The organism is Enterococcus sp. AMC1251 (assembly GCF_058216535.1).
In genome coordinates, this window is sequence record NZ_CM177098.1 from 838,120 (window position 1) to 854,170 (window position 16,051).

Here is a 16,051-nt window from a genome sequence, read left to right on the forward strand (position 1 = left end):
CTTGTGTGGGCTTTCTTTGGAAGGAATTATTGCATTGAACTACGCGGTAGATCATCTTAAATAAGTTGACACATTGGTGCTGATTGGGGCACAATACAAAAGCAAGAATTTATTCAGTTAACAACGTCTATGATTGATATAGATTTCAGTGGAAAACTAAAAAGTAACTTATGTGATATTTTAGTTTTTTGTGGAGCAAAAGATAGCGCAAATAAAAAAACAGCAGAAAGCTTAGTAAAAAAATACAGATAGGCCAAAGCTGAATTTCGTGAATAATGCAAATTATGAAGTGAATATAGATGCGCCAAAAGAATTAGCTGAAAAGTTGGGGAAATTTTATACATCAACATAAGTAGAATAGTATTCCAGAAGCCATCAAATTCTAAGTGCTTTAGCACTTAGAATTTGATGTGATCGACACGGAGTGGTTGCTTCTGATTTCAACGTTTAGTTAAATTGTAGGATATGAAACAAAAGTGATTTGTCCTTTTGTTTCATATCCTTTTATTTTTTTCATAAATCATGCGGGAGTTATTAGATATACACTGTTTTTTACTTGGTTATTTATTTTATGTCAGAAAACCTAACATAAATCATTGACAACAGAAAAAAGTATTGATATTCTATACCTAACATATCTAGCTACGCAGGCTAGATCCTCTAAAAAAGATAAAATATGCCTGTGACAAAAAATGTCATAAACATATTTTCTTACTTTTCTGTTAGAGTTGAACAGCCTGCTGTGCTTTTTAAAATAGAGAGGGGGGTGGATATGAGAGAGAAGGAACTGAGAAGATCTATGTCAGTTTTTCCAATCGGAACGGTTATGAAACTGACTGATTTATCAGCGCGTCAAATCCGTTATTATGAAGAACAAGATTTGATTCATCCTGAAAGAAGTGACGGGAACCGACGTATGTATTCACTGAATGACATTGATGTATTGCTAGAAATTAAAGATTATTTATCAGATGGTCTAAATATGGCAGGGATCAAACGCGTTTATGAAATGAAGTTGGAAGAACAAATGCATGCGCAAGAATCAAACAAACCGCTAACTGATGAAGATGTTCGAAAGATTCTATATGATGAACTTATTTCTCAAGGGGGGCTTACTCAACAAAATCCATTCCAATCTAGAGGGCCAAAATTGTAACAATGGAGCTGTACAAAAAAATGAAGGACGTGAAGAAAGACAATGACAGAGAAACAAAACACAGTAGAAGATATCAAACGAATAGCAGATGAAGAAAATGTTCGATTTTTGCGATTAATGTTTACAGACATTATGGGAACAATCAAAAATGTGGAAGTTCCAGTGAGCCAATTAGATAAAGTGTTAAGTAATAAAATGATGTTTGATGGATCTTCTATTGAAGGTTTTGTGAGAATTGAAGAAAGTGATATGTATTTATATCCAGATGTATCAACATGGATGATTTTTCCTTGGGAGAGCGCACACGGGAAAGTTGCTCGTTTAATTTGTGATATTTATAATCCAGATGGGACGCCATTTGCAGGAGACCCTCGTGGTAACTTAAAACGGGCGCTAGCTGATATGGAATCGTTAGGCTTTACTTCATTTAATCTTGGACCTGAGCCTGAGTTTTTCCTATTTAAACTAGATGAAGATGGTAAAATTACAACTGATTTAAATGATCGAGGCGGTTATTTTGATTTTGCACCAACAGATCTTGGTGAGAACTGTCGTAGAGATATTGTCCTTGAACTAGAAAGCCTTGGTTTTGAAGTAGAAGCATCTCATCATGAAGTGGCTCCTGGACAACATGAGATCGACTTTAAATATGCAGATGTGATCGAAGCTTGTGATAATATCCAAACGTTTAAGTTAGTCGTTAAGACGATTGCTAGAAAACACGGATTGCACGCAACATTTATGCCAAAGCCATTATATGGTATCAATGGTTCAGGAATGCATTGCAATATGTCTTTATTTAAAGAGAATGAAAATGTTTTTTACGATGAGAATGGTCCAATGCAGCTAAGCCAAACAGCGTATCACTTCCTCGGTGGATTGTTAAAACATGCACGTGCTTATACTGCTGTTTGTAATCCAACGGTTAATTCATATAAGCGTTTAGTACCAGGATATGAGGCTCCAGTTTATGTTGCTTGGAGTGGACGCAACCGTTCGCCTTTGGTACGAGTTCCTGAATCACGTGGTTTATCAACTCGTTTGGAATTACGTTCAGTTGATCCATCGGCTAATCCGTATCTAACAATGGCGGCTCTTTTACAAGCGGGATTAGATGGAATCAGAAATGAAATTACGCCACCTCAAGCAGTTGACCGAAATATTTATGTGATGAATGAAGAAGAACGAAAAGAAGCACAAATTCATGATCTGCCTTCAACTCTACACAATGCAATCAAAGAATTACGCAAAGATGATGTAATGATTGATGCATTAGGTGAGCATATCTATGTAAACTTTGTTGAAGCGAAACGTATGGAGTGGGCTGCTTTCCGTCAAACAGTTTCTGAATGGGAAAGAGAACAATATTTAGAGTTATATTAATTAACAGGTGGGTAAATCAGGAGCTGGTTTATCCGCCTTTTTTGTATTGTTCAGTCAAGAAAATTGAAGTATGATATAATTATAAGTGAGAATAGTTATCAATTAAACTTAGAAAAGGAGAAGAAATCATGATTGTCCAAACAGTTAGGTTTATTATAAAAAAAGACGGTATAGAAGCTTTTAAAATAAAAACAAGTAAAGATGTTGCTTCAATGTTAGAATATTCAGGTTGTTTATCAAGTGAATGTTGGTTTTCTGAGGAAAAAGGTAATTGTGAATTTATGTTGGTATCTAAATGGCAGAAGAAAAAAGACTTCCAAAATTGGCTGAAGCGTCCAGAGCATTTACAAGAACATCGAGATGCATATAAAAATAAAGAAGCGAAACTCTCTGTTGTCTTAGAAAAAATTAGAAAGAGCTATGAGGTTTATTCATAAATAATAATGTACTGAAACCTGATATAACTTAATTACTAGGATTTCTTTCTATTGGTTTAAATAGGTGCGAAAAACACTAAGGAGAAAAGACATGCAAAAATTTAATGTCTCTGCAACTACCCTTGGAAAAATAGAAAAACTTCAACAGCAAGGGTGGGATAAAACTGCTCTGATTGTCTACATAAACAATATACATGAACTCACGAAAAAAATAGATCAAGAAATCTTTTTAGTTGGTTCACAAATCTACACAGAAATGTTTGAAAAGAGTTTGCTATCAGACCAAGAAAAAGTCATGCTTGTTATCAATCATTTAGGAGGGTATCTAGATGAGTTAGGTGATTTGCAGTTTGCACCAACAGAATATAAATTTTGTAATCAAATGCCACCTGGTGCAGATTTTTTTGTACTTTATTCAGAAGCTGTACAGCGTGCCTACCCTAATGGATTAATGATAAAGCAAGTGGATAAAAAATTAACAAAAGTAGCTCTCAAGAAAAAATACGCAAATGAAACAAAAATTCATCAATTTAGAAATCAACTAGATAAATGTATCATTGAATATGTGGAAAACTATAAAAAGAAATATAATTTGAAAAATGATGAAACCGCTATAAAAATGATTCTTGGTGATGAGTGGTTTTATGCAGATCCACAGTATCATAATCGTGCTCATTTCGGTTCAGGTATACTGATCGATGATTGTAATAAAAAAGCTAGAACTCTTTCAAATAGAGGATTAGTAAAGAAAATTAGAAAACATGGCTTTTATCGGAAAATGTTGTCTGGTGATTATCATAGCGAATTCATTTTAGACGAACAAGGTCAACTTTTAAGTCAATGGAAAGAACCAATCAAAGAAAGAAACTACTTAGAGCGCGCAATTGCGAATGGTGAATCTTTCAATTACGGTGAGCGGCCGAGAGTTGATCAACATCATACACACGATAAATTAGATGGAAATCCACCTAAATATTTTGATACAGATAAGCGAAATGAACTCAAGCGAAATTGGATTTCTCCTACAGATAATTGGTTTTATCAGCTAGTTAGACGACTAGCTGAAAAAGGAGTTAGGTATAAAAAAGAAGATCGCTAAAAAATAAAAGATTGGTTAAGTTAATTTGCTCTATTTGCCAACAGACTTTTTTCACAAAAGTTCTCATGTATTCAAGTAGAAGAAACCTAAATAAACAATAAGTTTGTGAAATGTTTTCACATAATGTTTCAAATTTGGCGTACATCCGTTATAATGGATAAGAATATGCGTGCAACTATTCTACTTTTAGATAGAAGGATGATGACTATATAATGCGAAAAATGAAGACAATGGATGGAAATACAGCCGCTGCATACATCTCATATGCGTTTACTGAATTAGCCGCTATTTATCCAATTACACCAAGCTCAACGATGGCGGAACTTGTCGATCAATGGTCGGCTGAAGGAAAGAAAAATATTTTTGGACAACCTATTAAAATTGTTGAAATGCAATCAGAAGCTGGAGCTGCAGGTGTGGTCCACGGATCGCTAAAGACAGGAGCATTAACAACTACATATACTGCTTCACAAGGGTTATTATTGATGATACCGAACATGTACAAGATTGCTGGAGAATTGCTTCCATCGGTCTTTCATGTAGCTAGCCGCGCGGTGACAACGAATGCGTTGAATATTTTCGGCGATCACGGGGATGTTATGGCTGCTCGTCAGACAGGATTTGCTATGTTATGCGAAAGCAGTGTACAAGAAGTCATGGATTTATCTGCGGTTGCGCATTTAGCTTCAATTGAATCCAGTATACCATTTATCAACTTTTTCGATGGGTTTCGAACAAGTCATGAAATTCAAAAAATCGAAGTATTGGAATATGAAGAATTAGCCCCCTTATTGGATCAAGACAAATTAGACAACTTCCGTAGCAGAAGTATGAATCCAAATCATCCCTCTGTTAGTGGAACGAATCAAAATCCTGATATCCATTTCCAGCAACGTGAAACGATCAATGGCTACTATGAACAAATTCCAGCTGTTGTGAAAAAATATATGGATGAAATCAATGAGCTTAGAGGAACGAATTATGATTTAGTTACTTACTATGGAGCAGAAGATGCAGAAGAAGTAATTGTTTCTATGGGATCAGCAGCTCAAGCGATCGAGCAAACAATCGATTATTTAACAAAGCAAGGCAGAAAAGTCGGTTTTTTGAATATTCATTTGTATCGTCCGTTCCCGATTAATAACTTTTTAGAAAAGATGCCTAAGACTGTTAAAGCAGTTGGTGTGCTGGATCGTACGAAAGAACCAGGAGCAGGTGGCGAACCTTTACTTTTAGATGTTCAAAGTGCGATGTATGAATCTGATTTACGCCCAATGATTATCGGCGGACGCTATGGTCTGGGATCAAAAGACGTGTTGCCAAACCAAATCGTGGCTATTTATGACGAGTTATTAAAAGATAAAAAGGCGGCGAAATCTCGTTTTACGATTGGAATCGTAGATGATGTAACATACACTTCTCTTGATTGTGGGGAAGCGCTGGATCTAACTAATTCTAAAACCTATCAAGCAAAATTCTGGGGTTTTGGTTCAGATGGTACAGTTGGTGCAAATAAATCTGCCATTAAAATCATTGGGGATCATACCGATAAATACGCTCAGGGGTTCTTTTATTACGATTCAAAAAAATCTGGTGGGCTGACGGTTTCTCATTTACGGTTTGGCGAGACACCGATTCGTTCGACGTATTTAATTGAGCATGCAGATTTTGTTGCCTGCCACACTGCGGCTTATTTGAATACGTATGACTTAGTTAAAGGCTTAAAAAAAGGCGGAACCTTTTTACTTAATACAGTATGGAGTGATGAGCAATTAGAGCGCTTCTTACCGAATAAATTAAAACGCTATTTAGCTGAAAATGACATTAATTTTTATACAATCAATGCTGTTAAGCTAGCTAGCGAAGTAGGACTAGGTGGGCGGATCAATACTGCGATGGAGACAGCCTTTTTTAAGTTAGCAGATATTATGCCATTTGATGAAGTGTTGCCAATCTTAAAAGAAGAAGCAATCAAAAGCTATTCCAGAAAATCACTATCTGTTGTAGAGAAAAATATTCAGGCAATTGAACGCACGGTTGAACTTTTGCACAAAGTCGAAGTCCCAGCTACTTGGAAAGCAATTGAAATAGAACCAAAAGAGCGTAAAGCAAATGTGACTGATTATGTTCATGAAATCGTAGAACCGATCAACCGTCAAGAAGGAAATGATCTTTCGGTTAGTGCGTTTATCAAAAATGATATGACAGATGGACGGATGCCACTTGGTACAACCGCTGTGGAAAAACGCGGTATCGCTTTAGAAGTACCAGAATGGAATAGTGATCGTTGTACGATGTGTAACGAATGTGCGTTTGTTTGTCCTCATGCAGCGATTCGGCCTTTTTTAGCTGATAATGAAGAAATGGAAGAAGCACCGGAAGGCTATATCGTGCGAGAAATGCGTGGTGCCGATGGCTTGAAATATCGTATTCAAGTATCTGTTGAAGATTGCACTGGCTGCGGTCTTTGTGTAGATGTTTGTCCTGCAAAAGGAAAAGCTTTAGCTATGAAACCGTATGAAGAACAAAAAGAGCAAGCAATGAACTGGGCATTCTCTATGACGTTGAAGCAAAAAGAGAATCCTGCAAAACCTAATACTGTTTTAGGGACTCAATTTAACAAACCTTTATTAGAATTCTCTGGTGCTTGTTCTGGCTGTGGGGAAACGCCTTATGTGAAGCTGTTAACTCAAATGTTTGGCGATCGAATGATGATTGCTAATGCTACAGGCTGTTCTTCTATTTGGGGGGGCGCAGCTCCTGTCTCTCCTTATACGATAAATGACGAAGGACAAGGACCTGCTTGGTCAAATTCACTATTAGAAGATAATGCAGAATTTGGATATGGCATGTTTTTAGCCAGTCAAACTCGTCGCGAACATTTAGTGATGAAAATGAGTGAAGCTAAGAACATCGCTTCATCAGAATTAAAATTGCTGATGGAAGACTGGATCAAGTACATGCACACAGGCGAAGGAACGCAACAACGCGCCGCAAAACTAAAAGCTGCTTTACTTGATGAAAAAAATAATCAACCATTATTAGAAGCGATTTATGCTGACAATGATTTGTTCGTAAAAAATAGCCAATGGATGATTGGTGGGGACGGCTGGGCATATGATATAGGTTATGGCGGGATCGATCATGTTCTTGCTAGTGGAGCTGATGTGAATATGTTGGTTTTAGACAACGAAGTATACTCTAATACCGGCGGTCAAACATCAAAAGCAACACCAGCTTCTGCGATTGCCAAATTTTCTGCGAGTGGAAAATATGTTTCTAAAAAAGATTTAGGTATGATGGCGATGACTTATGGCAATGTCTACGTTGCACAAATTGCTTCAGGAGCGAATCAAATGCAGACGATCAAAGCGTTCGAAGAAGCAGAACGTTTTCCTGGACCATCGATTATCATCGCTTATACACCTTGCATTACTCACGGCTTGGCAGGAGGAATGAGTAAAACCTTAGAGGAAGCAAAAGAAGCAGTTGCTTCTGGTTACTGGTCATTGTATCGTTACAATCCAGAATTAAGGGAGTTAGGCAAAAATCCAATGACTTTAGATTACAAAAAACCGAATTTTGAAGCGATGCAAGAATTTATGCGGAAACAAGTTCGTTTTTCTTCATTAGAATCGACACAACCTGAATTTGCTGGCAAACTTTTTGAAAAAACAGTCGAAGATGCGAAAACTCGCTTTTATAATTATGCCCGCATGACAGGTCAAGAAGAAAAAATTCGGGCAAAATTGGAAAAGACAACAGATGAAGTAGTCGTAGAAAAGGCATCTCGGATAAAAAAAGAACGTGTAGTTGATCCAGAAGCCGAGGCTAGAAGAGCAGCTAGGCGAGCAGAACGTGCAGCAAAACGTGGGAAAATAGAAGAATAAAAACATTTTGATTTAGAATGAAAGAAGTCAGGTATTCTAAACTTCTTCTTTCATTCTTTTTTATTTAAATTTTTCTATCGTTCACACTCATCCTGTAATCAAGCATGAGATTATGGTATACTTATGTAAGAAATCTTCAGAGAGAAGTGAGGTTTATGATGTCTTTTCAACTTAGTCAATTATTTGATTTAGAATATTGGCGGCAATTGATCTCATCAGATTTCTTGTCGCGTGATTATATTATCAATGTTATAGATATTTTGGTGGTGTGGTATCTTGTTTACAAACTAATCATGCTAGTCAGAGGGACGAAAGCTGTCCAGTTATTAAAAGGAGTCGCTGTTTTTATTGTGATTCGTATATTGAGTGAAATTATTGGATTACATACATTGTCTTGGCTGATGAATCAAGTCATTATGTATGGCGTTATTGCTGCGGTTGTAATCTTTCAACCAGAAGTCCGACGAGGTTTAGAGCATCTAGGTAGAAGTTCGTTTTTCCGTACAGGTAGATCTGAACAACAGGAAGATGAAAAAATGATCCTTGCTTTTGACAAAGCCATTCAGTATATGTCTAAACGGAAAATTGGTGCGTTGATTACAATAGAAAGAAATACAGGATTAGATGAGTACATTGAAACGGGTATTGATTTAGATGCTGATATTTCTGGCGAATTGCTGATCAATATTTTTATTCCCAATACTCCATTACACGATGGCGCAGTAATTGTAAAACAAGGAAAAATTGCTGCTGCAAGTGCTTATCTGCCTTTATCGGAAAGTAATTTGATTCCAAAAGAATTTGGGACTCGCCACAGAGCTGCGGTAGGGATTAGTGAAGTTAGTGATGCTGTGACGATCATTGTCTCAGAAGAGACAGGTGATGTCAGTCTGACACTGAATAATGATTTGATTCCTAGATTAACACAGGAAGAGTATCTGAAAATTCTAAGAGCAGAATTAGTTCCAAAAGAAGAAAGTAAAGATAAAAAAAATCTTTTGCAACACTTTATCGAAGGTGTATCGAAAGGGGCGAAAAAGAAATGAAAAAGCCCCACCAAAGCAATTGGTTCTCAGGATTATTGGCATTACTTTTTGCCTTGTTGCTCTTTTTTAATGCTAACTCATCCGGAAATATGGGCAATATGTCTGTTGTAAGCCAAGTTTATGATGAAATGTTGTATAATATTCCTGTTCAATTAGAGTATGACCAAGATAAATATTTTGTTTCTGGTTATGAAGATACCGTCAACGTTCATTTAAGTAGTGCCAATCGCATTCAATTGGATTTAGAATCGAATGAAGATACTAGAAACTTTCAAGTAGTGGCTGATTTGACAGAGACCCCACTTGGAACGTCAGAAATTCAGTTAAGAGTCAAAGGATTGAGCACAGCAGTTACAGCTGAAATTGAACCTAAAACGATCACTGTGACAATGGAGAAAAAAGTAACCAAATCATTTGATGTAGAAGCGCAACTACCTGAATCTATCGAGGCAGAAGGCTACAAAGTAGAGAAGATTACTTTAAGCCCTAAAACAGTGGAAATCACAACTGGTGAAGAGACTGCTAAAGCAATCTCACGTGTGATTGCCCCTTTATCGAATGTTAAACAATCCGTTGATACGATCAAACAAACGGTTAATGTTCAAGCAATTGATACTAAAGGACAAGTATTAGGCATAGAAAATCCAGCACCTCAGGTAAAAGTTGTTGTTGATCTAATATTGCCTTCAAAAGAAGTTGGATTGACAGTTAATTCGACTGGCTCACCGCCTTCAGGTGTTGATTATTATACATTTAATTTGTCAGAGAAAAAAGTAGAAATTAGAGGAACAAAATCTGTTTTAGATGCAATTGATACAATAGAATTACCTATTGATGTGAGTAATATAAAGTCATCAACCAAACAAAAAATAAAGATTCCAACAAACGAAGAGTATATTGTTTCGCCTGAGGAAGTGGAAGTGACGATTAATCCAGTCTTTGTAGGAATGAATACAAGTTTTTCTGAAACTAGTGGACAAAGCTCAACAACATCCTATTCAAGTCAAGCGCAACCATTGCCTTTGCCATCTAGCGAAAAAACAACAAGTTCTTCCAATACTTCAAGCTCGTCAAAGGTGTCGGGTGCTGAAAGTACTGGTGAAGATGAGATTAAAAATGGGAGTAGTTCAGTTTCTGAAAATTAGGCAGATTGACCTAAGAATATCGGTTATTCTTTTGAGTGGTACTTCAGTAGAATAATTGAGGCTATCTTAGTAAGTAGAAGGAGAGTTATGATGGGTAAATATTTTGGAACAGACGGTGTTAGAGGAATTGCAAATAAGGAATTAACGCCAGAATTAGCATTTAAATTAGGTCGCTTTGGCGGATATGTATTAAGTCAGCATGAAGATTCCACACGCCGTCCAAGAGTATTAGTCGGGCGTGATACGCGTATTTCAGGTCAATTACTAGAACAAGCCTTGATTTCAGGACTGTTATCTGTTGGGATTGAAGTATTTCAATTAGGGGTTATTTCAACGCCTGGAGTTGCTTACTTAACAAGATTACAAAAAGCATCAGCTGGTGTTATGATTTCAGCATCCCACAATCCGGCTGAAGATAATGGCATTAAATTTTTTGGTTCAGATGGGTTTAAATTAGTAGATGATCAAGAACTTGAAATCGAAGCCTTATTAGATGCAGAAGAAGATAATTTACCTCGTCCTTCAGCGGAAGGCTTAGGTACGCTAGATGAATTTCCAGAAGGGTTATTAAAATATTCTCAATTTTTAGTGCAGACAATTCCAGGTGATTTATCTGGTTTAACTGTTTGTATCGATGCTGCAAATGGCGCAACATCAACTTCTGTCAACCGTTTGTTTGCAGATCTAGAAACAGATTTCTATACAATGGGTACAAGCCCTAATGGATTGAATATCAATGATGGTGTAGGCTCTACTCATCCTGAGAAATTAGCTGAAATGGTTGTTGAAAAAGGCGCTGATGCGGGTCTTGCTTTTGATGGTGATGGAGATCGAATCATTGCGGTCGATGAGCTGGGAAATATTGTGGATGGAGATAAGATTATGTTTATCTGCGCAAAATACCTTGCTGAAAAGAACCGTTTGAAAAAAGATACGATCGTGACAACAGTCATGAGTAATTTAGGTTTCAGAAAAGCAGTGGAAGCGGCTGGCATGAAAGATGTAATCACGCAAGTTGGTGACCGTTATGTTGTTGAAGAAATGCGTAAAAATGATTATAATTTCGGTGGAGAACAATCAGGACATATGATTTTCTTGGATTATAATACAACTGGTGATGGAATGCTTTCAGGTATTCAATTGTTAAATGTCATGAAGCAAACTGGGAAAAAATTATCTGAGTTAGCTTCAGAATTGACTGTTTATCCACAAAAATTAGTGAATATTCGGGTAACGGACAAACATGGTGCAATGGATATTCCTGCAATTAAAGAAGTTGTTGAATTAATGGAAGCAGAAATGAATGGCGATGGCCGTATTTTAGTTCGTCCATCTGGGACAGAGCCTTTGTTACGTGTGATGGCTGAAGCGCCGACACAAGAAAAAGTGGACTACTATGTAGATAAAATCGCAGATGTCGTGAAAGCTGAGATTGGTATAGGCTAGCATAAAAATTTAGAATGACCTGTATGCATGGGAACATGTGACAGGTTATTTTTTCTAGTTTAAAAAACGAATAATCATTACTAGGATTTGATAATTGTTCGAGGTTATTATTGACAGAATAAACAGAAAAAGGTACTATGTTTGAGAATTGATAGGGATATAATCGGTATTCTGCCTATTTTTTCGCAAAAAATAATGGATAGAAATAGTCAGAGAGGAGTAATCAGATGGGGAATTATTTAGTTTTACAAACAGATTTTGGGCTTGGCGATGGGGCAGTAAGTGCGATGTATGGTGTCGCTCATATGGTAAGTGATAAGATCGTCATTGGCGATTTGACCCATGAAATTCCTCCTTATGATATCTGGGCGGCGTCGTATCGTCTGTATCAAACAGTCAAATACTGGCCCAAAGGAACTGTTTTTGTTTCAGTTGTCGATCCAGGTGTAGGCAGTACAAGACGCAGTATCGTAGCGAAAACTAATTCCGGACATTATATTATTACGCCAGATAATGGATCGTTAACTCATATTTCTCATTATCAAGGAATTGAAGAGATTCGTACTATCGATGAAGTAACGAGTCGATTACCGCACTCAGAAGAAAGTCATACCTTTCATGGCAGAGATATTTATGCCTATAATGGAGCACGCTTAGCTAGTGAAGAAATTTCTTTTGAGAAGTTAGGGAAGGCCGTTACAATAGATTCTATTGAAGCTTTGCCGTTGATTGAAGCCAAACATGATGAACATATTTTAGAAGGCAGTATCGATGTTTTAGATATTCGTTTTGGTTCGTTGTGGACAAATATCCCATTAGCATTTATGAAAGAAGAGAATATTGCGCATGATGATCAGTTACAGGTAACAATCTATCATCAAGGGAAAAAAGTGTACCAAAATATTATGAAATTTGCGAAATCTTTTGCAGATGTGAATATTGGTGAACCATTAGTATATGTCAATTCTTTGGTAAATATTGGTGTCGCAGTCAATCAAGACTCGTTTTCTAAACTGTACCATATTGGGACAGGAACAGATTGGACGATCCAGCTAAGAAAAGCACCAAAGATCATTTTTGAATAGGGGTGGAGAATATGAAAAAAGATTTTTCAGTAAAAACAATTGTAGCCATTGGTATTGGATCAGCGGTATTTGTAATTTTAGGCCGTTTTGTGGTGATTCCAACAGGATTTCCTAACACAAACTTAGAAACAGCGTATCCATTTTTAGCATTAATTTCTGTTATTTTTGGACCTGTTGCAGGTGGCTTGATCGGCCTGATTGGTCATACGCTAAAAGATTTTACAACATATGGCAGTGCTTGGTGGAGTTGGATCATTTGTTCTGGTATTATAGGAATGGTCTATGGTTTAGCAGGGAGAAAGATCGATCTTATACACGGCGAATTCAATAAAAAAGACATTATTTATTTTAATAGTTATCAAGTGATTGGAAACGCCGTAGTTTGGGGGTTGATTGCACCAACATTAGATGTATTGATTTATAGCGAACCAGCTAGTAAAGTTTATACGCAAGGCGTGATCGCTGTTGTATTAAACATTATTGCAGTAGGAATCATCGGCACATTGTTGATGGCAGCTTATGCTGCAACGCGGACTAAAAAAGGTAGTTTAACAAAAGACTGATTATGTAGTAAAATGAAATTAGCATAAATATAATTTCTGAAATAAAATTAAGGGCGAGAAAAAGCAAGCTTGATTTTTTAAGCTTATTAGCCTTTTCTTGTCCTTTTTTACATAGAATGAGGGAGCGTCATTGATGAAAAAACCACGGATAACTTTTGACAATTTTACTTTCCAATATCATAGTCAGGCTGAACCTACATTACATACTATCGATTTAACAATCTATGAAGGGGAAAAAGTCTTGATCGTAGGGCCAAGCGGTAGCGGTAAATCGACTTTTGCCCAATGTATCAATGGATTGATTCCGTATAGTTATGAAGGGGAAATAACTGGAAATGTCACAATCGGCGACAAAAAATTAACAAAGACAAGTCTATTTGATTTATCTTTTGACGTTGGAACAGTGTTACAGGATACAGACGGTCAGTTTATTGGGTTAACAGTGGGAGAAGATGTGGCATTCGCTTTAGAAAACGATGAAGTACCGCAAAAAAAGATGAAAGAGGAAGTTGCTCATTGGACTAAAATCGTTGGGTTAAATGACTTCTTACAGCATCGACCACAAGACTTGTCTGGTGGGCAAAAACAACGAGTATCGATGGCAGGTGTTTTGATCGATGAGGCACCGATTTTGTTATTTGATGAGCCACTCGCTAATCTTGACCCAAAAACGGGTAAGGAAACAATCGGGTTGATTGAAGAAATTCATCAAAAGACGAAAACAACGATTTTGATTATTGAGCATCGCTTAGAAGATGTTTTATATCGTTCAGTTGATCGTGTGATTGTGTTTAATGATGGGCGGATTGTCGCTGATTTACCTGCAGATGAACTACTAAAAACAAATATATTAACAGAACACGGCATTCGAGAACCTCTGTATATCACAGCGATGAAGTATGCTGGCGTGGATTTGGAAACTGTTGAATATTTAGCTGATATTGAAAAGATCCAAGCGCCAAACTTAAAAGAACAAATGGAAAAATGGATGAAAAAACAATCTCAAACGGTTGAACAAAAAATAGTACAACCATTATTGGAACTGGAAAATATTACGTACCAATATAATCGAAATGAACGACCTGTTTTAAACGATGTTTCCGTTACATTTAATCGTGGAGAAATGCTGAGTATTGTTGGAAAAAATGGCGCTGGTAAATCCACTTTAAGTAAAGCTGTCTGTGGATTTGTGACGCCTCAATCAGGAAAAATGAGTTGGTTAGAACAGGATTTTACTCAGTTTTCTATTAAAGAACGAGCAGATAAGATTGGTTTTGTCATGCAAAATCCGAATCAAATGATTTCAAAGAAAATGATATTTGAAGAAGTTGCTTTAGGTTTGACCTTAAAAGGGATGCCAGAAGCTGAAATCAAAGAGCGTGTTGAAGCTGTTTTAAAAATCTGTGGTCTGCACTCATTTCGTCATTGGCCGATTTCAGCACTTAGTTTTGGACAAAAGAAAAGAGTCACGATTGCAGCGATTTTAGTACTGGAACCTGAAATGATCATATTAGATGAACCAACTGCAGGTCAAGATTTCAAGCATTATACTGAAATGATGACCTTTTTAGAAAAGCTAAATGAACTGGGTGTCACGATTGCCATGATTACTCATGACATGCATCTTATGTTGGAATATACAGATCGTGCAATTGTTTTGTATGATGGCAAAATTATCGCAGATACATCACCTGTTAAAGTATTAACCGATTCTCAATTAGTGGAACGTGCTTCATTGAAAGAAACAAGCTTATTTACTTTTGCACAACATTTAGGAATGGAAGAGCCATTTTTATTTACAGAAAACTTTATGACTTATGATCAGGAGGTGCGTTTGAAATGAATGAACATCAAATGTTAGGCTATATTCCTGATAATACAATGATTCATAAATTGAATGGAACGGCTAAATTAATTTTTTTGATTCTGTTATCTGTTGCGTGTATGACAACGTATGATACCCGTTTTTTGATTAGTATGACGGTATTTTCATTGGTTTTATTTAAGCTATCAAATATTAAATGGCACCAGATTTCATTTGTTGTGAAATTTATTTTTGTGTTTTCGTTACTGAATATTATTGCAGTTTACTTATTTGCCCCAGAATATGGAGTGGATTTATATCAATCTAGAACTGTTATTTGGGAAGGCGTAGGCCGTTTTACAGTAACACAAGAGCAATTATTTTATGAATTTAATTTAGTTTTAAAATATTTTTGTACGATACCGTTGGTGCTGATTTTTCTATTGACGACAAATCCAAGTGAATTTGCATCTAGTTTGAATCGAATCGGAATTAGCTATAAAATCAGTTATGCTGTAGCGTTGGCTATTCGGTATATTCCAGATATTCAAGAAGATTTTGTCAATATTTCTTTAGCGCAGCAAGCACGTGGTTTTGAAATGTCTAAAAAAGGGAAACTAACACAACGGTTGAAAGGAACGGCTCAAATTGTTTTTCCCTTGATTCTGTCCAGCTTAGATCGAATTGAGACGATCAGCACAGCGATGGAGCTACGTCGTTTTGGAGAAAAAAAGAAAAGAACATGGTACGCTGAGCGACCTTTTCATTCCTCTGATTTTCTTGTTATTGGCTTTGCTATTTTATTGACCGTTTTAAGTTTTGCCTTATTTAAAGTCAATCGCGGTAGATTTTATAATCCGTTTAATTAATCCTTTTTGAAGTGGTTGGGACCTGACTCGTAGAGTGATGACCTAACCGCTTTTTTGACTATACCAATTTTATTTTTTCATAAAAATATTGACATCTATATTTAGTATATTGTATTATTAATGCAGTT

General features: G+C 36.5%; 12 protein-coding genes. All 12 read left to right on the top strand.

Annotated elements, in window-relative coordinates:
- The first annotated feature begins 772 nt into the window (after nt 1-772).
- Nucleotides 773-1,156, top strand: coding sequence for a MerR family transcriptional regulator (locus AC4BBR_RS03965; protein ID WP_438756992.1), 384 nt, complete (start codon nt 773-775; stop codon nt 1,154-1,156).
- A 42-nt stretch (nt 1,157-1,198) separates the two neighbouring features.
- Nucleotides 1,199-2,539: a type I glutamate--ammonia ligase gene (glnA, locus tag AC4BBR_RS03970; protein ID WP_490461273.1), complete on the top strand. Its 1,341-nt coding sequence runs from the start codon at nt 1,199-1,201 to the stop codon at nt 2,537-2,539.
- A 128-nt stretch (nt 2,540-2,667) separates the two neighbouring features.
- Nucleotides 2,668-2,976, top strand: a complete 309-nt coding sequence (locus AC4BBR_RS03975) for an antibiotic biosynthesis monooxygenase family protein (protein WP_490461274.1) — start codon at nt 2,668-2,670, stop codon at nt 2,974-2,976.
- 91 nt (nt 2,977-3,067) lie between these two features.
- Entirely contained in the window at nt 3,068-4,075 is a 1,008-nt protein-coding gene (locus AC4BBR_RS03980) for a DUF3114 domain-containing protein (RefSeq protein ID WP_490461275.1), read from the top strand.
- Between the two features lie 212 nt (nt 4,076-4,287).
- The gene (nifJ, locus tag AC4BBR_RS03985; RefSeq protein ID WP_490461276.1) at nt 4,288-7,965 is read left to right on the top strand and encodes a pyruvate:ferredoxin (flavodoxin) oxidoreductase; all 3,678 of its coding nucleotides are present in this window, start codon (nt 4,288-4,290) and stop codon (nt 7,963-7,965) included.
- A 158-nt stretch (nt 7,966-8,123) separates the two neighbouring features.
- Nucleotides 8,124-9,011, top strand: a complete 888-nt coding sequence (cdaA, locus tag AC4BBR_RS03990; RefSeq protein WP_490461277.1) for a diadenylate cyclase CdaA — start codon at nt 8,124-8,126, stop codon at nt 9,009-9,011.
- Nucleotides 9,008-10,156: a CdaR family protein gene (locus AC4BBR_RS03995; protein WP_490461278.1), complete on the top strand. Its 1,149-nt coding sequence runs from the start codon at nt 9,008-9,010 to the stop codon at nt 10,154-10,156. Before cdaA ends, AC4BBR_RS03995 begins: the two co-directional genes overlap by 4 nt.
- Nucleotides 10,157-10,246: 90 nt before the next feature.
- A complete protein-coding gene (gene glmM, locus AC4BBR_RS04000; protein WP_490461279.1) occupies nt 10,247-11,602 on the top strand; it encodes a phosphoglucosamine mutase in 1,356 nt (451 codons plus the stop codon).
- 227 nt (nt 11,603-11,829) lie between these two features.
- Nucleotides 11,830-12,687, top strand: coding sequence for an SAM hydrolase/SAM-dependent halogenase family protein (locus tag AC4BBR_RS04005; RefSeq protein ID WP_490461280.1), 858 nt, complete (start codon nt 11,830-11,832; stop codon nt 12,685-12,687).
- 11 nt (nt 12,688-12,698) lie between these two features.
- A complete protein-coding gene (locus AC4BBR_RS04010; RefSeq protein WP_490461281.1) occupies nt 12,699-13,250 on the top strand; it encodes an ECF-type riboflavin transporter substrate-binding protein in 552 nt (183 codons plus the stop codon).
- A gap of 133 nt (nt 13,251-13,383) precedes the next feature.
- Entirely contained in the window at nt 13,384-15,093 is a 1,710-nt protein-coding gene (locus tag AC4BBR_RS04015; protein ID WP_490461282.1) for an ABC transporter ATP-binding protein, read from the top strand.
- Complete coding sequence (locus AC4BBR_RS04020) at nt 15,090-15,923, top strand: energy-coupling factor transporter transmembrane component T family protein (RefSeq protein WP_490461283.1); 834 nt, start codon at nt 15,090-15,092, stop codon at nt 15,921-15,923. The genes AC4BBR_RS04015 and AC4BBR_RS04020 overlap by 4 nt, the downstream gene beginning before the upstream one ends.
- Nucleotides 15,924-16,051: the final 128 nt, after the last annotated feature.